Origin of the sequence: Streptococcus sp. KCJ4932 (assembly GCF_004352745.1) — a bacterium.
GTDB classification, from domain to species: domain Bacteria; phylum Bacillota; class Bacilli; order Lactobacillales; family Streptococcaceae; genus Streptococcus; species Streptococcus ruminicola.
Genome location: NZ_SJWW01000004.1, coordinates 90,858 through 113,741 on the forward strand (window position 1 = coordinate 90,858; position 22,884 = coordinate 113,741).

20 protein-coding genes are annotated in these 22,884 nt (G+C 35.7%); 19 read left to right on the forward strand and 1 reads right to left on the reverse strand.

Annotated features, from left to right (window positions below):
• The first annotated feature begins 122 nt into the window (after nt 1–122).
• The 8 genes from E0E02_RS02880 to nrdG all read left to right on the forward strand — a co-directional run bounded on the left by E0E02_RS02880 (nt 123) and on the right by nrdG (nt 6,789).
• Complete coding sequence (locus E0E02_RS02880) at nt 123–392, forward strand: IreB family regulatory phosphoprotein (RefSeq protein WP_003066890.1); 270 nt, start codon at nt 123–125, stop codon at nt 390–392.
• Nucleotides 389–808: a Holliday junction resolvase RuvX gene (gene ruvX / locus E0E02_RS02885; protein WP_020917593.1), complete on the forward strand. Its 420-nt coding sequence runs from the start codon at nt 389–391 to the stop codon at nt 806–808. The genes E0E02_RS02880 and ruvX overlap by 4 nt, the downstream gene beginning before the upstream one ends.
• Before the next feature lie 32 nt (nt 809–840).
• Nucleotides 841–1,158: a DUF1292 domain-containing protein gene (locus tag E0E02_RS02890; protein WP_006531413.1), complete on the forward strand. Its 318-nt coding sequence runs from the start codon at nt 841–843 to the stop codon at nt 1,156–1,158.
• Nucleotides 1,159–1,453: 295 nt separating this feature from the next.
• Nucleotides 1,454–3,028: a DUF2079 domain-containing protein gene (locus E0E02_RS02895; protein ID WP_133017796.1), complete on the forward strand. Its 1,575-nt coding sequence runs from the start codon at nt 1,454–1,456 to the stop codon at nt 3,026–3,028.
• 100 nt (nt 3,029–3,128) lie between these two features.
• A complete protein-coding gene (gene nrdD / locus E0E02_RS02900) occupies nt 3,129–5,354 on the forward strand; it encodes an anaerobic ribonucleoside-triphosphate reductase (protein ID WP_039696143.1) in 2,226 nt (741 codons plus the stop codon).
• A gap of 116 nt (nt 5,355–5,470) precedes the next feature.
• A complete protein-coding gene (locus tag E0E02_RS09415; protein ID WP_006531408.1) occupies nt 5,471–5,617 on the forward strand; it encodes a hypothetical protein in 147 nt (48 codons plus the stop codon).
• An 11-nt stretch (nt 5,618–5,628) separates the two neighbouring features.
• Nucleotides 5,629–6,135 carry a GNAT family N-acetyltransferase gene (locus E0E02_RS02905; protein WP_074564625.1) on the forward strand — a complete coding sequence of 169 codons (507 nt, stop codon included), beginning with the start codon at nt 5,629–5,631 and terminating at the stop codon, nt 6,133–6,135.
• Nucleotides 6,136–6,174: 39 nt separating this feature from the next.
• On the forward strand, nt 6,175–6,789 hold the full coding sequence (gene nrdG / locus E0E02_RS02910) for an anaerobic ribonucleoside-triphosphate reductase activating protein (RefSeq protein WP_039696145.1): 615 nt from the start codon (nt 6,175–6,177) through the stop codon (nt 6,787–6,789).
• Nucleotides 6,790–7,401: 612 nt separating this feature from the next.
• Here nrdG and E0E02_RS02915 read toward each other — a convergent pair.
• Nucleotides 7,402–8,013 carry a TetR/AcrR family transcriptional regulator gene (locus E0E02_RS02915; RefSeq protein ID WP_074564623.1) on the reverse strand — a complete coding sequence of 204 codons (612 nt, stop codon included), beginning with the start codon at nt 8,011–8,013 and terminating at the stop codon, nt 7,402–7,404.
• Between the two features lie 410 nt (nt 8,014–8,423).
• Here E0E02_RS02915 and E0E02_RS02920 point away from each other — a divergent pair, with 410 nt between their 5' ends.
• The 11 genes from E0E02_RS02920 (at nt 8,424) to E0E02_RS02970 (ending at nt 22,642) form a co-directional block, all read left to right on the forward strand.
• Nucleotides 8,424–8,702 carry a hypothetical protein gene (locus tag E0E02_RS02920; protein WP_039696147.1) on the forward strand — a complete coding sequence of 93 codons (279 nt, stop codon included), beginning with the start codon at nt 8,424–8,426 and terminating at the stop codon, nt 8,700–8,702.
• Between the two features lie 17 nt (nt 8,703–8,719).
• Nucleotides 8,720–9,334 (forward strand): signal peptidase I, encoded by a 615-nt coding sequence (gene lepB, locus E0E02_RS02925; protein ID WP_074564621.1) that lies wholly within the window; start codon nt 8,720–8,722, stop codon nt 9,332–9,334.
• A gap of 36 nt (nt 9,335–9,370) precedes the next feature.
• The gene (locus E0E02_RS09420) at nt 9,371–13,771 is read left to right on the forward strand and encodes a Cna B-type domain-containing protein (protein ID WP_165937132.1); all 4,401 of its coding nucleotides are present in this window, start codon (nt 9,371–9,373) and stop codon (nt 13,769–13,771) included.
• Between the two features lie 124 nt (nt 13,772–13,895).
• Complete coding sequence (locus E0E02_RS02935) at nt 13,896–15,371, forward strand: isopeptide-forming domain-containing fimbrial protein (protein ID WP_133017797.1); 1,476 nt, start codon at nt 13,896–13,898, stop codon at nt 15,369–15,371.
• A 140-nt stretch (nt 15,372–15,511) separates the two neighbouring features.
• A complete protein-coding gene (locus E0E02_RS02940; protein WP_074626775.1) occupies nt 15,512–16,339 on the forward strand; it encodes a class C sortase in 828 nt (275 codons plus the stop codon).
• A 163-nt stretch (nt 16,340–16,502) separates the two neighbouring features.
• Nucleotides 16,503–18,398, forward strand: coding sequence for a M13-type metalloendopeptidase (locus E0E02_RS02945; RefSeq protein ID WP_133017798.1), 1,896 nt, complete (start codon nt 16,503–16,505; stop codon nt 18,396–18,398).
• Nucleotides 18,399–18,628: 230 nt separating this feature from the next.
• Nucleotides 18,629–19,498: an Rgg/GadR/MutR family transcriptional regulator gene (locus tag E0E02_RS02950; RefSeq protein ID WP_133017799.1), complete on the forward strand. Its 870-nt coding sequence runs from the start codon at nt 18,629–18,631 to the stop codon at nt 19,496–19,498.
• Nucleotides 19,499–20,086: 588 nt separating this feature from the next.
• On the forward strand, nt 20,087–20,302 hold the full coding sequence (locus tag E0E02_RS02955; protein ID WP_015695792.1) for a hypothetical protein: 216 nt from the start codon (nt 20,087–20,089) through the stop codon (nt 20,300–20,302).
• 49 nt (nt 20,303–20,351) lie between these two features.
• A complete protein-coding gene (locus E0E02_RS02960; RefSeq protein ID WP_133017801.1) occupies nt 20,352–21,080 on the forward strand; it encodes an ABC transporter ATP-binding protein in 729 nt (242 codons plus the stop codon).
• On the forward strand, nt 21,058–22,380 hold the full coding sequence (locus tag E0E02_RS02965) for a hypothetical protein (protein ID WP_240789011.1): 1,323 nt from the start codon (nt 21,058–21,060) through the stop codon (nt 22,378–22,380). Before E0E02_RS02960 ends, E0E02_RS02965 begins: the two co-directional genes overlap by 23 nt.
• Complete coding sequence (locus E0E02_RS02970; RefSeq protein WP_074626771.1) at nt 22,367–22,642, forward strand: hypothetical protein; 276 nt, start codon at nt 22,367–22,369, stop codon at nt 22,640–22,642. Before E0E02_RS02965 ends, E0E02_RS02970 begins: the two co-directional genes overlap by 14 nt.
• Nucleotides 22,643–22,884 lie beyond the last annotated feature (242 nt).

Genomic DNA, 22,884 nt, shown 5'->3' on the forward strand with positions numbered 1-22,884 from the left:
ACTTTTACTGAAAATTCTTTGGAATCTCAATAAACTTTGGTTAAATAAAGTCAGATTCTTGTGAAATCTTAGTGAATAAGCTATAATAATTGATGACAGCTATTTAGAAAGAAGGTGTAAGTATGGGATTTACAGATGAAACTGTACGCTTTAATTTAGACGATAGCAACAAGAAAGAAATTAGTGAAACTTTAACAACGGTTTATCGCTCTCTTGATGAAAAAGGTTATAACCCAATTAATCAGATTGTAGGTTATGTCCTAAGTGGTGACCCTGCTTATGTGCCTCGTTACAATGATGCTAGAAATCAGATTCGTAAATACGAACGTGACGAAATTGTTGAAGAGCTTGTCCGCTATTATCTCAAAGGAAATGGAATCGATTTGAAATGAGAATCATGGGACTAGATGTCGGCTCAAAAACTGTTGGTGTAGCGATTAGCGACCCACTTGGTTTTACAGCACAAGGCGTAGAAATTATTAAAATCGATGAAGAAGCTGGCGAATTTGGCTTTGAAAGACTTGGAGAGTTAGTTAAACAGTATAAAGTTGATAAGTTTGTGGTTGGTCTACCTAAAAACATGAACAATACTGAAGGACCTCGTGTAGAAGCAAGTAAGGCTTACGGTGACCAAATTAAAGAACTTTTCAACATTCCTGTGGATTATCAAGATGAACGTTTAACGACTGTTCAAGCAGAACGTATGTTAGTAGAACAGGCTGACGTTAGTCGTGGTAAGCGTAAAAAAGTTATCGACAAATTAGCTGCACAGCTTATTTTGCAAAATTATTTAGATAGAATGTTTTAATCTAATCATTAATTCATTTAAAGGAGACTATTATGGCACATAACCATAACCACGATCATAACCATGATCACGAGCATGAAGTTATTACACTTGTAGACGAACAAGGAAATGAAACTCTTTTTGAAATTCTTTTGACAATCGACGGTCGCGAAGAATTTGGTAAAAACTATGTTCTTTTGGTACCAGCAGGTGCTGAAGAAGACGAACAAGGTCAAATTGAAATTCAAGCTTACTCATTCACTGAAAATGAAGATGGTACTGAAGGCGACCTTCAACCAATCCCTGAAGATTCAGATGCTGAATGGGATATGATTGAAGAAGTTTTCAACAGCTTCTTAGATGAAGACTAAGTTTGTAAGACGAGAGATTAGGAGTTATTCCTAATCTCTTTTTTCATAGATAGGATAATACTAAGGAAGTCAAAAATGCCTCCTTTTTATTTTTACGAATAAGTAAATTAAAGGGGGACATTTTATGGAGAAAAATAGTCATTTAAGCGAAGAGGAAAAGGATTTCCTAAAACGCTATCAAAACAAGCCATATCACTGTTTTAGGGAAATTTTAGCTTATTGTGTTATCCTTAACAAATTGACTAATGATTAGTTTCTGTTATACTTAGAGTAAGACAATTCAAGGAGAGAATAAGTGAATACATCAGAACAAGCAAATGTAGATCAGACTGCTGTGTCATCATACAGTCGTTCATCTCGTAAATTCGGTGAAGTTAGCAGTCATCTAGAACCTTCTAGACGAACAAAAGTGCCACAACCTCATAAACTTTATATTTTGTTATTGAGTGTTGTAGTGAGCTGTTTATCAGTAGCCGTGCCAATGTTTACAGACATGGCAAATAGCCTACAATCACAAAATCTTTATATTGGATTAATGTTTACGCAAGGACATCTTCCATTTACAGACATGTTTGCGACAGGTGGTTTCTTGTATTATGCAGTGATCGCCTTGGCTTATTACCTTGGTTCAACGTTGTGGTTAGTTCCAATTCAAATCGTTACTTTCTATTTATCAGGAATTTATTTCTATAAATTGGTTAACTATTTCACCAACAGCCAACGTGTGGCAGTGGCATTTAGTGGGGCTTTTTATCTACTTAATGTTGCCCTTGGTTTTGGTGGTTTGTATCCTATCCAATTTGCAATGCCTTTTGTTATGGTCTCATTGTGGTTCTTAACAAAATATTTTGCTGATATTATCAAGGATGAAGCTTTTATTTTATATGGATTTGCGGGCGCTGCAGCTATGCTTCTAGAACCACGTACTTTGGTGTTCTGGGCGCTTTCTTTCCTAACAATCATTGTATTTAACTTAAAACAAAAACATTTTGCGCGTGGTTTCTACCAATTATTGTGTATCATTTTTGGAACTATTTTGGTGTTCTACACAGCGGGATACTTCATTTTAAATGCTCAAGTGTTATCACCATATATTTCACAAGCTATTGTTTATCAATTCACTAATTTTGCAACTAGTGATGGCAATTTGATTTTAACTTTATTGTTCCAAGTTGTCTTGGCTTTAGCATCTGGACTTTTATTAGGCGCTTTGTCATTTGGTAAAGTAATCAAAGGTGAAGATAAGGTATCAAAATGGCTTATTTTCCTAGTATTTCTTGTTTTCTTTGCCATGGATTTATTCACACAAAGTTACCAATTCTATAATTTATTGGCAGTAATACCTTTTGGTTTATTATTGACAGCTATGGTTTTGGGAGAACAATATAAGCGTAGTTTGACAAAAACATCGCATCGCCGTAGAAAAACTTCAGATAATGCTGGAAGCTTTGGTCTTTATCTCAAACGTCATTTTTATTTGCCAATTTTAGTGCTTGTGTTTGGTGTTGGGCAAACTTTGGTACATACGGTTCTATCAGCTAATCTAAACAGTGAACGTACAAGTATTGCAAGCTATCTCGAAAAAGAAGCATCAAAAGATGATACTATTTATGTTTGGGATGATTCATCTAAAATTGGTATTGATAGCCAATTGTCAAGTAGCTCACAATTCACTTCGCCAGTTGTTAACACAACGAAATCTGCTAATGAAAAAGTTTTAGAAGATGAATTGCTACAAAATATGGGGTCATATATTGTGGTCAATAAGGACCAAAAAATTTCTGATTCACTTAAAAATAATTTTTCTTCTAACTATGAAGAGGTCCAAATCGGCGGTATTACAGGCTTTACCGTCTATCATAAAAAATAAAGAAAAACGCAATATCTTGTGGTCTACAAAAAAAGTGACCACAAGATATTGATTTTTTTTTGTCCCGTGTTATAATAGACGAGTAAGAAGGAGTGTTCATATGATTACATTAGAAAAAGAAAAAATTGCTGCACAACCTACTGTAAAAGTTATCAAACGCGATGGACGTTCTGTAAACTTTGATTCAGATAAAATTTATAATGCTTTGGTTAAAGCAAGCAATAATGTGACAAAAATGTCACCAGTTGTTGAAGCAAAATTGGAAACTATTTCAGATAATATCATCGCTGAAATTTTTGATCGCTTCAAAGACAACGTCAAAATTTATGAAATTCAAAATATCGTTGAGCATGAACTTTTAGAAGCTAATGAATACGCAATTGCTCAAGAATATATTAATTATCGTACAAAACGCGATTTTGCACGCTCTCAAGCGACAGATATCAACTTTTCGATTGATAAACTTTTGAACAAAGATCAAACTGTCGTTAATGAAAACGCTAACAAGGACAGTGAAGTCTTCAATACACAACGTGACTTGACTGCAGGTATCGTTGGTAAATCAATTGGTCTTAAAATGTTGCCAGCTCACGTTGCTAATGCTCACCAAAAAGGTGATATTCATTTCCACGACCTTGATTACAGCCCATATACTCCAATGACAAACTGTTGTTTGATTGACTTCAAGGGAATGTTGGGTAACGGCTTTAAGATTGGTAATGCTGAAGTTGAAAGTCCAAAATCAATCCAAACAGCAACAGCACAAATTTCACAAATCATTGCTAACGTTGCCTCAAGCCAATACGGTGGATGTACAGCAGACCGTATCGATGAATTCTTGGCACCATATGCTGAACTTAATTACAAAAAGCACTTAAAAGATGCTGAGGAATGGGTTGCTGAAGAACGCCGCGAAGACTACGCACGTACAAAAACGAAAAAAGATATCTACGATGCGATGCAAAGTCTTGAATACGAAATCAATACTTTGTTCACATCAAATGGACAAACACCATTTACATCACTTGGTTTTGGTCTTGGTACAAACTGGTTTGAACGTGAAATTCAAAAAGCTATTCTTAAAATTCGTATCCAAGGTCTTGGTAGCGAACACCGTACAGCTATCTTCCCTAAACTTATTTTCACATTGAAGAGCGGTCTTAACCTTGAAGAAGGCACACCAAACTACGATATCAAACAATTAGCTTTGGAATGTGCAACAAAACGTATGTATCCAGATGTGCTTTCATACGATAAAATCGTTGAATTGACTGGTTCATTTAAAGCGCCAATGGGATGTCGTTCATTCCTTCAAGGGTGGAAAGATGAAAATGGCGTTGAAGTCAACTCAGGACGTATGAACCTTGGAGTTGTTACAGTCAACCTTCCACGTATTGCTATGGAATCACATGGTGATATGGATAAATTCTGGGAACTTTTCAACGAACGTATGGGAATTTGTAAAGATGCGCTTGTTTACCGTGTTGAACGCGTTAAAGAAGCTACTCCAGCAAATGCTCCAATCCTTTACCAATATGGTGCTTTTGGAAAACGTCTTGGTAAATACGATAACGTTGATGAACTTTTCCGTCACCGTCGTGCCACAGTATCACTTGGTTACATCGGTCTTTACGAAGTCGGAACAGTCTTCTTCGGACCAGAGTGGGAAACTAACCCAGAAGCTAAAGAATTCACAGTTGACATTATCCGTAAGATGAAAGATTACTGTGTTAAATGGTCAGATGAATACGATTATCATTTCTCAATCTATTCAACACCATCTGAAAGTTTGACAGACCGCTTCTGCCGTCTTGATACTAAGAAATTTGGTATTGTTAAAGATATTACAGATAAAGAATACTACACAAACTCATTCCACTATGATGTACGTAAGAATCCAACACCATTTGAAAAATTGGACTTTGAAAAAGTTTACCCAGAAGCTGGTGCAACTGGTGGTTTCATTCACTACTGTGAATACCCAGTTCTTCAACAAAATCCAAAAGCTCTAGAAGCTGTTTGGGATTATGCTTATACACGTGTCGGATACCTTGGTACAAATACACCAATCGACCGTTGTTATAAATGTGGTTTTGAAGGAGACTTCACACCAACAGAACGTGGATTTGTTTGTCCAAACTGTGGCAACAGCGATCCAAAATCAGTAGACGTTGTTAAACGTACTTGTGGATACCTTGGTAACCCTCAAGCTCGTCCAATGGTTAATGGTCGTCACAAAGAAATTTCTGCACGTGTTAAACACATGAATGGTTCAACAATTAAAAACCCTGGTGACTACCACATGCACAAAGATAAGAGTTGTTAATAAGACTCGTTAACCAATAATTATGGTTTAGACAGTTTCATGACATATTGAAGCTGGAGACGCTTGTCCCAGCTTCTTTATTATATTGATAAAAAACTTGAAGAAAGGAAAAAATCGTGGGAAAATACCAATTAGATTATAAAGGCATGCAACAAGTTGAGCGTTTTCATGAAAAACATTCAACTGCTAAAGGTAATAAAAAAGCGCGTGTCAATGAATTGAAAGCACAATTTTTGGAAAAAGCGAAGAAAAAAAGTAAATAAGAGGTAAGCTTATGCAATTACGAAGACCTGAATTATCAGATAAAGCAGCTGTTATTGAGATGATGAAAGAGTTTGAAATGAGCCAGTCTGCCCACGATGGTGGTTTCTGGGATGTGGATAACTTTGATTACGAGGATTGGCTTGAAAGCAATCGCCTGAGTGAGATGGGGATTAATGTGCCTGCAAACTTTGTTCCAGCCGTTCAGTTTGTGTCTTTTTCTGATGATGGCAGGGCTTTAGGATTTTTGCATTTGCGCTTACGCTTAAATGAGAATCTTTTGAAGCAAGGTGGACATATTGGGTATTCTATCCGTCCATCTGAACGTCGTAAAGGATATGCTAAAGAACAGCTACGCTTAGGATTATTAGAAGCGAAGAAGAAAAATATCACCAAAGCTTTGGTCACATGTCATGATGACAATGAAGGTAGTCGTAAGGTAATATTAGCCAATGGTGGCCAGCTTGAAGATGTTTTAGATGCTGTTGAGCGTTACTGGATAACTTTGGAGACTGATTAATCAGTATAATAGAAATAAAAAGGTAGAAAGAAGGCTAGGATGGAAGAAAAAAATTGGAATACTCCCAAGCCTGGTGAATGGAAGTCAGAAGAATTAAGTCAAGGTCGCGTTATCGACTATAAAGCTTTTAACTTTGTTGATGGTGAAGGGGTGCGTAACTCACTTTACGTATCAGGTTGTATGTTTCACTGTAAAGGGTGTTATAATGCTGCAACTTGGTCATTTAAGGCAGGGCAACCTTACACGAAAGAGTTAGAAGAGCAAATTATGGCTGACCTGGCGCAGCCTTATGTTCAAGGCTTGACGCTTCTTGGTGGTGAACCTTTCTTAAACACAGGTTTTCTCTTGCCATTAATTAAGCGCGTGCGCCGTGAACTTCCTGAAAAAGATATTTGGTCTTGGACTGGATATACTTGGGAAGAAATGATGCAAGAAACACCAGATAAACTAGAAATGCTAAGCCTAATTGATATTTTGGTAGATGGTCGCTTTGATATCACTAAGAAAAACTTGATGCTACAATTCCGTGGGTCATCTAACCAACGTATCATTGATGTTCAGAAATCTTTGAAAGCCGGAAAAGTTGTGATTTGGGATAAATTAAATGATGGCGATCAAAAATTTGAACAAGTTAGTCGTGATGACTTACTATAAATGTGGAAAAAGAAGCTGATTTTCAAGAATTGGCTCCTTTTTTTGCCCAAAATAGAAGTTATTCACAGCTGGTTTTCCAAAAATGTGGATAGCTCTCAAGGCTTGATATAAAGGCATTTGTTCTTAGTTTATACACAAGTTATCCCCAGTATATAACCATACTTATCCACAACTTGTGAATAACTCTGTGTAAATTGTGTAAAAATAAGCGAATTTTCAAGATATTTTACCATTTTTAATAAAATAGACTTAAATGATATGAAAATTTCATGTAAAAAAGCCGGCAAAAAGAAGTTTTTACCGACTTTTATCTATTTAAGATCTCCAAAGAGACTTATTATAAACGGGAACACAAAATAAAGAATAGTTTATCAAGTAAGTTTTACTGAACGATTTCCTTTTAAACTATGAATAAGTTAATACTATTATTGATTGTTTAGCTAACTAAATATTGAATTCTTGTCAACTAACAATGGCATAGTGTCAACTTATAGGAAAATGGAAACGGTAAATCTGTCAATGTTAGCGTTTTTCTTGTCAACTTTATGGTAAAAAGGTGTCAAGAAAGGTGGTTATAGGCATGATTACGAAAATTTCAGAAAATAAATATCCCTATCTTTTATTTCTTATCTTTATATGTTCTTCTGAAGGGGCATTGAAGTAACTAGGGATAGAATTAAAAAGAAGGGATAAGTTTTTTGCAATGAGTTCAGGTTCTTCAGGCTCGTCTTTACTTAGCCAAAATTGTAGGATGTTAAGATAAGCACCGAATAAACCTTTGGAAATGTAATCGATGTTGCTATCTACAGTATCATCAACACACCATGGCAGATTGATGGTTTTATAGATTTGAGCAGATTTTTGATTGAATTTTTCTGTTAGTAATGAAAAGTGCCCACTTTCAACAAGTGATGAAATAAAGGCTTTGTTTTCATACATAAAATTCAAAGTAACTAAGAATACATCTTCAGGTTTTTTCGCCAAGATAAAATTATCTCGCTGAAGATAATATCCTCTGACAAAGTTTTCTAGACAGAAATCCATTAAATCAGCTTTATCATCAAAGTAGCGATAAAATGTTCGACGTGAGATAGTGGCCTTGTCTAAGATTTGATAGATAGTGATTTTGTCATAATGTCGTTCAGTAATCAGTAGATAAAGTGCTTTTGATAAACGGTGTTTAGTTTCTAAAACTTGTTGGTGTTTTTTTGATAAATTTGTCATAAACAATCCTCTACTTGAATGATGTAATATTTCTGAAAAGACCAAAAATTATACCTAATCAATTTAGCATTGTAACATAAAGCTAAAAATTAAGCTACATCAATCCTATGATTATGTCAATATTCGACTTTAGAAGTTTATCATTGTTAGCTTTCCTAACAACGATAGAGGACGAAATATTAAGAAAATTAGAACTAGGAAACAAAATCTTAAAAAAAGTATCACTTGCACAAAATCCCTTTTCAAAATCGCGAAAAAATATTATAATGTTCTTCAAAACGCCTAGATATATAAAACGACAAAATGAAAAAATGTTTATCTAGTCTTTATTTTTTCAAAATTAGAATAAATATACATTTAAAATTATGTGAGTTTTATGTGAAAACGAATACTAAAAAGGAGGTCCTAACGTGCTTGATGCTAAACAATTAAGAAAACTTCGTCGTTCAGATTTGTTTGAGCTGCTTGTAGAGCAAGCTAAAGAAATTGAAGAGCTTCAAGATCAAGTAAAAGAACTTGAAGGTAAACTTGAGCGTCGTGAGCTAGAAGTCACTGATGCGGGTTCCATCGCTGAAGCAGCCTTGGCAATTAGTAAAGTTTTTGAAGAAGCTCAGGCGGCGGCAGACACGTATCTTTATAACGTCAAACGTATGGCGGATGCAAAAAAGAATACTGAGGATGAGGCATAAGGGGTTAAGCTTTTTAAATGAAACCACTATTTGAGAAAAAATCAGAGAAAATTGCCTTAGCTGACTTACCGAAAGCTGAGGAGCTTTCAAAAGAGTTAGGAAAAATTAAGTATCGTGAGCGCTACATGCGCACCTTACGTAGCACTGTTTTCACCCTAGTAACCGTAGCAGCTTTGGCTGTATTGGTTGCGACAATTTGGTTACCTGTTTTGCAAATCTATGGAAATTCGATGACTCCTACTTTGAAAGCTGGAGATATGGTTGTTTCTGTTAGTAAAAAGAATTTGAAACAAGGTGATGTGGTAGCTTTTTATTATAACAATAAAGTTTTGGTTAAGCGAGTTATTGCCACATCAGGACAGTGGGTCAACATTGACAAAAAAGGTAATGTCTTTGTTGATGGGAAAAAGATTAATGAGCCTTACCTACAAAGAGGTGAAAAAAATTATGGAGAAACCAATATCGAGTTACCTTATCAAGTACCAGATGGTAAGTACTTTGTGATGGGAGACCACCGAGAGGTTTCGGTAGACTCACGTAATAAAGCTGTCGGTCCAGTAGACAGTGAACAGTTAGTTGGGAAACTAAGCTTAAGAATTTGGCCACTTAACCGAATGGGGTCAATCGATTAGAAAGTTAACAAAAATTATGTTTAGAAAGGAGTTTGGATGTTAAAGCTATGGGCAAGGTTAGCAATTTTAGTAAAAAAGCGAGTCCGAGATAGTATCATTGCAAAGATTGCTTTGGTGCTATCTCTAGTCGTTGTCTTTTGTACGACTTATTTACTAATATTACCAGCCCTAACAATTAGTACGGGAAATAGTTCATCTGTTTTCCAATCCTCGGAAAGTGCCTCCTCGCAGGTTGAGTCTCCGACGGATGATTCTCAAAAAGAAAATAACCAGACAGAAGCTTCTTCACAAGCCAGTTCGACTGAGTCAAGCCAAGAAAAGAAGGACATGTCACAAGCAGGCACTTTGACTGCTGAAACGTCAGATGTGACGGTAACGGTCTCTTATGAGGGAGATACCTTTACAGAGCCAGTTCAATTAAAGGTAAAGCCTGTTTCTGACACGACTGCCATTGATAACAAGTTAACATCGCTTTTAAGCGAAAGTAAACAAAGCTTGTCGCAAGCACACTCTTACGATATTTCATTTGTCACAGATGATGGCAAGGAAGTTGAACCAAGTAAAGACGTCAAAGTTTCAATGGCTTTTAAAAATGACTTATCCACAAGCGATGACAAACAAGCTGGTTGGAAGTTGTATCACTTTGTGGATAACGATGTCAATCAGGTTCAAGATTTGACTGAATCGACAGATACAGACATTAAAGAAACTGGTGACGGAGCCGTCGAAAGTGTTGATTTCAAGTCTGGCAGTTTTTCATATTACACTATAGTTGGTGTAGCATATGATTTTTCAGGGTATTTGACAAGTGGGTCATATGATACTAGTGCGACAACATTAGATTTAGCAACTAAGCAAGTTAAAACTAAGATTACTTTAAATTTTGATAATCTTCCTGCTTCAGAACTTCAAAAGTACTCTAATCCTACTTTCTACTTAGCACTGCCTGATAGTGTTATCGTGAAAACAGATGAAACTTATGATATTTTAGATAAAGCCGGAAATCCTGCAGGAAATTTTCATTTTACTACGGGTTCTGATGGCAAGTATTATATGCTAATTCAATTTAATGATGATTACGTTAATAAGTTGTCATCGGGTGCTACGGTTGCTGGGAATTTATTCTACAATATGAACTTAAAAGAGGTTGCTGAGCAAAAAAATGGTGATTATGTCGCTGATTTTTCTGATAAAGTTCGTGTCACGGTAAAAGAAGATACTATCACCAAAAACTATGATATTAGTACTCAGAAATGGGTTAGTAAAACAGATTATGACAGTGATGGAGCCAATGTTACTTATACTGTTAGAGTAGACTCTAAATATGGAACTCCAGGTGATATTGATTTAACCGATAGCTTGAGTGCCTCAGGTATTTCAATTTCTGCCGTTACTGATGTATCAATTACCAAATCAACTTACGCTGGGGATACTGGTCATGTGACTGGAACGGAAGCAGTTTCTAAAAAGCCAAAATTTGATCAGAATAATAAAAAATGGACTTTAACTCTTCCGCAATTAGTCAGTGGCGGAACAGATTCGAATGGTAATCCGATTGGTCATTTTTACACAATTACTTATCGTTATAAATTTACTGGTTTATCAGCAGGTAAGCCAGTACAAGTTAATAACCAAGTCAAAGCTGTTTCAAAAGATAAAAGTTCAATTGGTAATGCTAGTGTGACTTTAAACTTGAATGATATCCAGAAACAAGGAAAATATGATCCAAAAACTGGTTTAATTTCTTGGACAATCACTGTAAATCCTAAGGGAAGTAATATTGGTGGAGCTATCTTAAAAGATGATTTCTTGAAAAAGGCTTCTGATGTGACAATTTCACCTAATGAAGGCTATTGTATTAATTATGATAGCAAAAGCAAGATTGATTACATCAAGTTTACTGGTAATCCAAATAAACAGTCGTATATCATTACTTATAAGACCAAGGCAGAGACCTCAGGTTGGGCACCTAATAATAAAAATACTGTAATTTTGGATGGTGATGGAAATACCGATACAAAAGAAAATCAAACTTCAGATTCTGATAATCCAAAAGTTCCTGAAGATGGGAAATTAGAGAAAACGTCTCTTGGAGAAGATGATACATCTGATACAGATGTCAAGACACTTAGTTGGCAAACTAAAATCACTATGCCAAGTACAGGTGTGATTGAAAAGGGAACAAACTTTAAAGATGTATTGAAAGACTCTAATGATGGGCAAATTCCAAATAATCACTGGTATACCAAAGCTCAACTACAAGACTTGTATAAAGAACTTGTTGATATTTTTGGTGGCGAAGATAAGTTCACATTGAAAGCTCGTCAATATGATGAAGGTGCTTATACGAAGTATAAAGATTTGGAGGATATTCATTACACTGAGTTTCAAATTGATTTGAAATCTGATTTTAAATCAAGCAAAGATATCACAATTCAGTATCAATCAACAGCCAAGTTAAATGGAGGAAACACTCTTGACTTTACTAACACGATAAAATCGGCTGGACATTCTAGCCAAGCTAAGTATCATCATACAGATGATTCAAAAGTTATCAAAATGGATGGCGATGAAAAACGCAATACAACTGAAAAAGTAAGTACTAATGGTGTTGTGACATGGAAAGTTAAGGTTAATTTGAGTGATGATGCTAAGACCATGACAGTTAAAGACACTTTACCAAATGGTATTCATCTAACTAATTTAATTTTTGGTCACCATTACAGTCAAAAATCAGCAACTATTAACGGAAATAACATCTCTGCTTTGACAGGCCAAAATGATTGGGGTGCTACGAACATGAAGGTTGATGGAACTATTTCAAGTGATAATGTTGTCACATTGAATTTCTCAACAACTGATGATAGAACACTTAAACAAAGTATTGGTGATAATGATTTTTGGTTAACCTTTACGACTGCTTATGATATACCCCAAAATAAGGTGGTAGAGGAAACATTAACTAATAACGTTTCTGTTGTTGTTGATGGTGAGGATTACGGCTCAGATAGTCAAACACAAAAAGTGACTTTTGAAAACTTAATTAGAAAAACTCAACTAACACCGGATAATAATTCTGATAGTGACCGAAAAAAGTCAGATAATGTTGCTTATAGTCACATTCTAAGATATTCCGTTGATATAAATCCGGCTGCCGAAGATTTAGCAAGTGGTGCTGACATCTTAACTCTGACAGATACGATTCGTTATCGTAAAAAGGATCAAATATGCACTCTCCTTCAAGATTCCGTAGAGCTTTGTGATGAGAACGGTAAGAAAGTCCCAAGTTCAGATTGGTCTTGGACTTATCAAGATGAGATTGAAAATAAAGAACAGCTTGATGGGTACTATGATGGTATTATTACTGTGAAATTACCAGATTCAGGTCATTACACTTTAAAATATAATTATCAGATTAGTGGTGGAAATCTAGGAGCTTCAGCTACTATAGATAATACAGCTAAACTTGAAGGAATTAATCGTGCTTCAGATTCTACACACACAAATTATACTTACTGTGAACAGTCTGGTGGTGGTAATGTATACTCAAAAGGAACCTACGTTATCAATAAAGTCGATTCTCAAAACTACAGTAAGGGGCTTAAGGGAGCTGTATTCGCTATTTATGATAAGTGTGGTAATTATATCGGGGAAACGACTCCTACTGATGAAAATGGTCATACCGCATTTTCTATAAACAGTAGTTCTATTTGTCTATTATGGTTGTGTTTGAGCTGGAATAAATTCCATACAGGAGAACTTTATTATTTCCAAGAAAAGGAACAGCCTGACGGATATGAATTATCGCATAAAAAATATTATTTTTATTATAATTCATGTTATGATATTTCGGATTATGATAAGTTAGGTGCTGTCAATTTAGCTAGGTCTGAGGGGACAGCTTATGTTCCTAATCAAAAAACTAAGCAGAGCTTAACCGTTAAAAAAGAATGGTTAAAATCTGACGGCACTAAAACCGAGCGTACGGATGGTTCAATCACTTATGATGTGATTCAGGTAGCTACTAACCAATGTGGTTACTCTACTGAGAAGGTTATTAAGTCAGGTGAAACCTTAACCCATGCTGATAACTGGACGCGAACGTATAAGAATCTGCCAGTTTCTTATACGAATTGTTGTGGTAATAAAGTGTTGGATTACAGTTACTATGTAAAAGAAACATCGTCTGTTCCTGGCTATGATACTGTTTATTCAAATGGTTATAAGACCTCTGATAATCCGGCTGATACGAAAATAGGTTCTGAGGATGGTCATATTACCATTAAAAATAAAGCTCAGAAGCAATATGAATTGCCTGAGACTGGTGGTAGTGGTGTGAAGATACACTATGTGATTGGTGCAAGCTTGGCACTACTTTCCCTAGGATTAATCATCCTAAAAATTTACAGAGATTATCAAAAAGGAGGTGACTCCTAATGATAGAGTTCCTGGTAAAGGTGGTGATGCCTGATTCACTACTGTAAGGATTTAGGTTTTGACTTCAATTTTGGAGTTTACACAAATTAGTTTTCAAAAAAGAAAGAAGGAAAAGGATTTTACAATGAAGAAATTTAAGTTATTCTTAGCAGCTTTTGTTGCTACGCTTTTCGCATTTGCTGGTGTGAAAGCATCCGCTTATACTATTACAATTAATGGAACGACTTCTGGTCATACTTATGAAGCTTACCAAGTTTTTAGTGGTACGCTTGCTGAAAGTGATAATCAGACACTTTCAGATATTGATTGGGGTTCAGATGTCAATACTTTTGAGTTTGATGGTGAATCCGACGCTGCTAAAATTGCTGAAAAACTTGCAAAACAAGCAACTGACTCAGAAACTGCTAAAGCATTCGCTAAAGCAGCTAATGCAAATCTTAAAGAGGGAATCAAACCTGCTAGCGCTACAAGTGAAGGTAAGACAGTTACTATCACACTTTCTAAACCTGGTTATTACTTGGTAAAAGATAAAGATGGTTCTCAAAATAGTGAAAATGGAACATATACTCGTTTTATGATGCAAGTTGTAGGTAATGCAACTGCTAATGTTAAAAATGGAGTTCCAAGTGTCCAAAAGAAAGTAAAAGAAAATTTAACAGGAGAATGGCAAGTTGGTGCTGACTATGATTTTGATGACGATGTACCATTCCAATTGACAGCAACTTTGCCAAGTAACTTTGATGACTACAGTGAATACTATCTAGAATTTTCAGATACTCTTTCAGCAGGTTTGACTTATAACAAAGATGCTAAGGTTTTCCTTGTAAATGGTGAAAACAAAACTGATATTACATCTTCGTTCACAATTGCTGAAGACGGTTCAAGCTTCAAGATTAATAACTTGAAATCTATTTCTGGTGTAACAGCTTCGTCAGAAATTGTTGTTGAATACACAGCTAAACTTGGCTCAAATGCTGTTATTGGTTCAGAAGGTAACCCAAATACTGTAAAACTTGTTTACTCAAATAACCCTAACTATGAAGGTAAAGGTGAAGAATCTCCTAAAGGTAATACTCCAGAAAAAAATGTAAAAGTCTTCACTTACCAAACAATCATTAACAAAGTTAAAGAAATTAACAAAGATGAAACAGCTCCATTACCAGGTGCAGAATTCACACTTTACAAGAAATTAAATAATGGTTCAACTAAAAAAGTAGATGTAGTTAAAAATGCTGAAGGAACATCATTCACTTTTAAAGGTCTAGATGCTGGTGACTATGTTCTTAAAGAAACAAAGACACCAGATGGCTACAACACAATTGAAGAATGTAGAAATGGTGGAAAAGGTATTGAATTCTCAATTGTTTCTGATGTTAAAGAAGATGCTTTGAAATCATTGAAAGTGACTGGTACTGACAGAGAATTTGCTTCAGATCTTTCAGCTGGTTCACTAACAGCAAATATCGTCAACCGTCAAGGTTCACTTCTTCCATCAACTGGTGGTATGGGTACAACAATCCTTTACGTAGTTGGTTCAATTCTTGTTCTTGTCGCAGCTATTCTTCTTATCACTAAAAAACGTATGGATGCTGCTAAATAAGCATAAGATTAGTTTGTAAACGTTGGGTTAGCAAGCATTGATATTGATTAACCTTGTTAATCTGACAAAGGGAGTGGCAAGGAGCACGAGCTCACTTTCTGCTCCCTTTACTCTTGCAACGGTGGGGAGAGCTCTTTAATATGTTGAAAAAATTCAAAGAAAATTTTTTGACAAATTCACTTATTTTTATCTTAATAATCGGGCTGTCCCTCTTGTTGTATCCGACAGTTAGCGATTATTGGAATTCATTTCACCAATCAGAAGCGGTAGCAGGATATGTCCAGAAGGTTCAGGACATGGGTCAAGATAAGAAAGATAAGATGTTAGCAGATGCCAAGGCTTATAATCAGACCTTAGCTAAGGGTGTTATGCCTGATTTGAATTTATCAAATGCTGAGAAGTCTGTTTATAATAAAACCCTTGATGTGACTGGTACAGGAATTATGGCTTACGTCGAAATTCCAAAGATTAACACGACTTTGCCAATCTACCATGGTACGGATGATGCGATTTTGCAGGTCGCTGTTGGTCATATTCCTGGAACATCTTTACCGGTTGGTGGCAAGGGAACACACGCTGTGATTTCAGGTCACCGTGGTTTGCCATCGGCTAAGCTCTTTACAGACATCGACCGTTTGGTTGATGGTGATACCTTCATGATTCAGGTCTTAGATGAAACCTTGACTTATGAGGTTGACCAAATTCTGACGGTCTTGCCAGATGATGTTTCAGCGCTAGCCATTGACCCAAATCAAGATTATGTGACCTTGGTGACGTGTACGCCTTATGGTGTTAATAGTCACCGTCTCTTGGTGCGTGGTCACCGTATTCCAAATAAAATTAAGAATGCGCGTGTGATTTCTGAGGCTAGTCGTGTTGAACCGTTATTGGTTGCACCGATTTTAGCAATCTTTATTTTCATTTTGCTTTTGTTGGTGATTACCGTTTATCGTAAACTGCGATATTAAGTTGTGAGTTATCCAAGAGTTGGCTTAGAGATAGGCTGGCTTTTGGATTTTTTTGTTTGGGCGATAAAAGCAGAGCTTGGAAATTTATCTTTGAAAATCCTTGTAACTGTTATTCTTCTGAATTTTTGATAGAATGTTCTTAACAGATTAGAAGGAGATTCCTATGACTCGATACCAAGATGATTTTTATGAAGCCGTCAACGGCGAATGGGAAAAGACAGCTGTCATTCCTGATGATAAACCGCGTACTGGTGGTTTTTCAGATTTAGCTGATGAGATTGAAGACTTAATGCTAGCAACCACAGATGAGTGGTTGGCTGGTAAAAATCTTCCAGACGATAGCATTTTGCAAAATTTTGTTAAATTCCACCGCATGACATCAGATTATGAAAAACGTGAAGCCGTTGGTGTAGCACCAGTTCTTCCTTTGATTGAAGAATATAAGAAATTGGCTTCTTTTGCGGATTTTGCCGAACAAATTGCGGATTTTGAAATGGCTGGAAAACCAAATGAATTTCCATTTGGTGTGGTGCCAGATTTCATGAATGCGCAGCTTAATGTTTTGTGGGCAGATGCACCTGGAACAATTTTGCCTGATACAACTTATTACGCTGAAGACAACGATAAAGGTAAAGAATTATTAGCGACATGGCGTCAGATGCAAGAAGAATTGCTAGCAAAATTTGATTTTTCAGCAGAAGAAATCAAAGATTTGCTGGATAAAACCATCGAACTTGATGCCAAATTAGCCAAATATGTCTTGTCACGCGAAGAATCTTCTGAGTATGTTAAGCTTTATCACCCTTATGACTGGGCTGATTTTACAAAATTAGTACCAGAACTTCCTTTGGATAGCATTTTCACACAAATTCTTGGGGAAATTCCTGACAAAGTCATTGTTCCAGAAGAACGTTTTTGGAAAGAATTTGCGGCAGAATATTATTCTGAAAAGAACTGGGAATTGCTTAAAGCAGATTTGATTATTTCAGCAGCGACAAGCTACAACAGCTATTTGACAGATGAGATTCGAGTGCTTTCAGGGACTTACAGTCGTGCTCTTTCAGGAACACCACAAGCCATGGATAAGAAGAAAGCAGCTTATTATCTAGCATCTGGTGCGTATAGCCAAGCTCTTGGTCTTTGGTATGCAGGTCAAAAATTCTCACCTGAAGCAAAAGCTGACGTAGAACATAAGGTTGCAACGATGATTGATGTTTATAAGAAACGTCTAGCATCTGCAGATTGGTTAGCCAAAGAAACACGTGAGAAAGCTATTGTTAAGTTGAACGTTATTACTCCTCACATTGGTTATCCGGAAAAATTACCAGAAACTTATGCGAAAAAAATCATTGACGAGTCTTTGTCACTCGTTGAAAATGCGCGAAATCTGGCTAAAATTTCTATCGCTCACAGCTGGAGTAAATGGAACAAACCGGTTGATCGTAGTGAATGGCATATGCCAGCACATATGGTAAATGCTTATTATGATCCTCAACAAAACCAAATTGTTTTCCCAGCAGCTATTTTACAAGCTCCATTTTATAGCTTGGAACAAAGTTCATCTGCTAACTATGGTGGGATTGGAGCGGTTATCGCCCATGAAATTTCACATGCCTTTGATACTAATGGAGCATCATTTGATGAAAATGGTAGCCTAAACAACTGGTGGACTGAGGCAGATTACAAAGCCTTCACGGAACGTACCGATAAAATCGTTGAACAATTTGATGGGCTAGATTCTTATGGCGCTAAGGTCAATGGTAAATTGACAGTCTCTGAAAATGTGGCTGACCTTGGTGGTGTGGCTTGTGCGCTTGAAGCAGCAAAACAGGATGACGATTTCTCAGCACGAGATTTCTTTATCAACTTTGCAACCATTTGGCGCATGAAGGCGCGTGATGAATACATGCAAATGCTAGCAAGCATTGATGTGCACGCGCCAGCCAAACTTCGTACCAATGTCACATTGCCAAACTTTGATGACTTCCATGAAGAATTTGACATCAAAGCAGGTGACCCAATGTGGCGTGCACCAGAAAATCGAGTGATTATTTGGTAAGTCGTTACCGATAAAATCGTTAGAAACAAGGACTTGGTTTAACCAAGTTCTTGTTTTTTGCTATTCCTTTTTTAAAAATGTGATACAATAAACATTAGTATACCTAGAATATACCTAGATTTTTAAAATAGAAATATAGACTATGATTTTTCTAAGTTGTTTAGGATAACAGCTAAAGACCTTTCTTACTGGGAGAATTTGAAAATCATAGATTCAAAAAAGGAGACTGTATGAAACTCGAAAAATCAATGCAATTGGGTGAACTCTATCGCGAACTGCGAATCGCGCGTGGTTTGAAACTAAAAGACGTTGCACGAGAAAACCTTTCGGTATCTCAACTCTCACGTTTTGAAAATGGCCAATCCATGCTTGCTGCAGATAAACTCTTAATCGCTATCTCAGGTATCCACATGACCTTCTCAGAATTCGGCCACGCAATTAATAACTATCAAGAACCGGAGACGTTTCAAATAGTAAATAAGATTAACGAATTATATAATAAACAAGATATTGATGGTTTGTATAGTTTGCTTGAAAGTGAAAAAAGCTCTGAAACATTTGATGTCTATAAGCGTTTAAATGAGTTAATCATAAAAGCATCTATTCATACGCTCGATTCGACTTATACCATCACTGAAGATGAAAAGAATTTTTTGACATCATACCTTTATGAGATTGAAGAATGGACAGAGTATGAGCTTTTTGTTTTTGGAAATACAATGTCTATTCTATCTGAGTCGGATTTGATTTTTTTGGGAAAAGCATTTGTTGATCGTGATAAATTATATTTATCTCTTCCGAGTCATAAAAAGAATGCCGAAGTTGTCTTTTTAAATTTGATACTCATGTTAATAGGTTACGGGAAAACTTATCAAGCTAATTACTTTATTGAACACCTTGAAAAGATATTAACTTATCAGGATATGTTTGCTATGACTTGGCTTAATTTTCTGAAAAAAGTATTAAATCACATGGATGAAAAATCAGATGATTTATCTGATTTAGAAACATTTATTAAATGTGTAGAAGGAACGGGGAATCCGATTATGGTTGCTTTTTTGAAAGAGAATTTATCAAGTATTTTTCCAGATAAAAGTTAATTTAACAAGGAAGCTAACTACAATAAGAGAGCGAGGGGCAATACAAACATTGGAACTACAAAAGTGGTTATTTTAAAAATTTGTTTTAGTGTTTGTGTGAACATAATAAGTATCCTCCAAATTTTATATATTACGTATTATTCATAAGTTTTGTGAGTAATAACATTTATTAGGGCAGGGGAAGGGATGAATGTTATTACTTGGGGCTAGTTGATTATTTTGAATAGGTTTTACGGGTAATATACAAAGAATGGAAGTACCAGAACGACTGTTTTAAGTAATTGTTTAAGGGTTAGTTTAAGCATTAGTAGTATCCTCCTTAATGTTATGTCTTCATTGTATCAGCGAAAATATTAAAATCGGTTTATTTGCAAATACGCAAATAAACTTTTTTTGTTAAGCAAATATACAATTTTCAGAAATCTTAACTTTTGGATGATATGATGATAGTGTAATCTGTTTAAATGGTTTACGTTATCGGTAATTATTTTTCGAAAAAGAACACCTGATAGATAAGAGTGATTTGCCATTTGTATGGGCATTTTTTATCCTCTTATTTTTAAAAAGTTGAAAGGAAAACATAAGATTATGTTAGGATTTATGGATAACTACTTGGTTGCTTTGCAAGCTAAATATGCTTCAAAAGTAACTGTTAAGTGGGTTTGGGCAGTTTGCGCTCTTGTTTCTGTCATTGCAGTTATTGGTTATGCGGCTTACTGTACGTCACAATCAGGAAACTTTGCTGGCGGAATCAAGTTAGGTGTTCCTGATGTTATTCATGTAACATTTAACTGTACTAAATAATATCGCTCTTCTCTTTATTTTTAAGAGAAGGTGTTAGAATAAGGAATTTATGATTAAGATTGAACACTTATCTAAAACATATAAGCGCTTGGTTTTAAATGATATTTCAGTGACTTTTCCTGAAAAACAAGTGAGTGTTATTGTTGGTATTAATGGTAGTGGAAAGACGACATTTCTAGATTGTGTCGTTGGTTTGAAACGTCCAAGTGAAGGAGAGATTTGGATTGATAGTCACCATAATCAATCGGATACCTTCAAGGAGCAAGTCTTTTACATTCCATCTGATTTTTATCTTCCGGATTACATGACAGGAAATGAATACATTCAATTCGTTTTGGCGCGTTATCCAAATGCAGACCTTGATAAGGTCGATTCTTTCTTTGAATTATATGATTTGAAGGAAGCTAAGAATCAGCTTTTAGAATCTTATTCTTTTGGGATGAAAAAGAAAGTTCAAATTATCGCTGCTGTCTTATCAAATGCTCCTTATGTTTTGGGAGATGAAGTTTTTAATGGTTTGGATTTTGAAACCACTTTGATTACAGTAAAACTCTTTCAGGCTTTACTTGATCATCGCAGTTTTGTCTTAATTTCACATAATATGACCATAATCAATCACTTTTGTGACCATATCTTTTTGATGTCTAATGGGAAATTAGTTCCTTTTACTGGCGATGCTAGTCAATTGGAAGCAGAGGTGTTACGCACGGAGTCTGTTCATGATAAAATCACGTTCATTCAAAGATACGCAACTTTTGATGACAATGTTTCTGAATAATGCTTTGAAAGGTTTCTTAAATCGCCCAATTTTCAAATCAAAATGGGTAAGACGTTCCTTTGTCACTTTCCTATGCCTGCTTTATATTTTGTATTATCTCTACAACATGAAAGAGCTGGCAAAAATATCATCCATCAGAACAAATGTTCCTCTTGCTATTTTGGAAACTGGGCAGAAACAAATCTTTTTTAGCTATTTCAGCAATACATTTGTCTTGGGTTGCTTGTCCTTTCTTTTTGTTGAGGCAACCTTGGCTTTGGATAAGACATCTTTGTATTTCGTTAAAGCTTTACCATTTCGAAAACGTGATATTCAAAGGGCTTACTCTTTGTTCCGTTTGTTGTTAATGGTTGGGATTTATGAATTAGTCATGATCATTGCAACGCCTGCTATCAAGTTGGTTACAACTTCTGTGGGAGATTTTGGCTTGTTTTTCCTTAGTCAACATTTTTCGTTCTTTCTTGTTATCATCAGCTTAGAATGCCTGTCTTTAGTGCTAGATAGGCTTTTGCAAAATCAGATAAAACACTTGCTTGTGATTAAACTACTCCTAGCAAATCTAATTTTAATAACTAGTTTGGCTTATTTCTTTCAATGGCGTTATGCACTAGAATCACGATTAGCTTCTTCTCCATTTTCCATTCATGAGTTGATTCTAGGAGCATTCCTTGGTAGTTTTGGCTGTCTAGTTGTCGCTGTTTATTTGCTTTTACATTTGCCTTTGGCTGACACTTTAGTTACTAGTCGCAGTCGCTTTATTAAGGTACCTGTTCTTGATAAAGTCACCTTTCGTTATAAAACAAATTGGTATTATTTGATTTTTCCTGTGATTGTTATTGGCATTATGGCTTATCAGAGTGGTGTAAAAGCAGTTCTGGCAGTCTTACCAACATTGCTTGCGTTTAATGGCTTATTATTACTTTCACATGGCGATAGCACAGAGGATTTCCGACATCAGTATAATCTCCTGCGGATTACAGTATGGGAAGAATACTTTGGTCAGTATTTGCTTCTTGTATTGTTGGAAATACCTTTATTGATTTGCTTTGCCTTTCATTTAGCTACTATTAACCAAGTGATGGTGTCAGTTGCTTTTGCTCAATCTGCTTTGATGCTGGGCTATCTTTTTCCAAAATCACGCGGAAATCTTAATGAGACCACGTCAATGTTTTTATTAGGGATTATTTTTATCTTAGTCACGCTTGTTGTGAAAAACGCAAGCTTGGGTTTGATAGTTATTATCCTATTAGCAGGTATTCACTATAGTCTTCTTAGGAGGTTAAGATATGAAAGATTTTAGTCGTTGTCTAGGGATTAGTGTAGTGACCTACGCTGCCTTAGTTGTGTTTACAAGCCTTTGGAAATTATTTCAGCTTGGCGGATCGTCAGCTTCAGTAAAAACTTTGTTAGGCATCACCATTGATAACAAAATTACTGAGCACAAGATTTCCACAACATTTGGCTTGTCTTGGCAAACATTAATTGCATTTATCATTTATTTTTGCCTTGTCTGTGCTCTAACTTATCTCACTGATAAATTCAGCGAAACGAAACATGATTGAGTTGTTTAGTTTAGTTGTTATTACAATTTTGTCAGTTTATGCTGCGGTCGGATTACATGAGATATTGCATTACTTGGTGGCACGAGCACTGCATTACCAAGCGTGTTTTAAACACGTTGGTGTTCTGGCTTTTCAAGTGGAGTATAGAAATCAAAACTGTCCCTTAGACAATTTCTTAATTGCTTTTATATCCCCATTTCTATTGACTATTATTGGCATTTTAATCCCTCTAAATTACTACA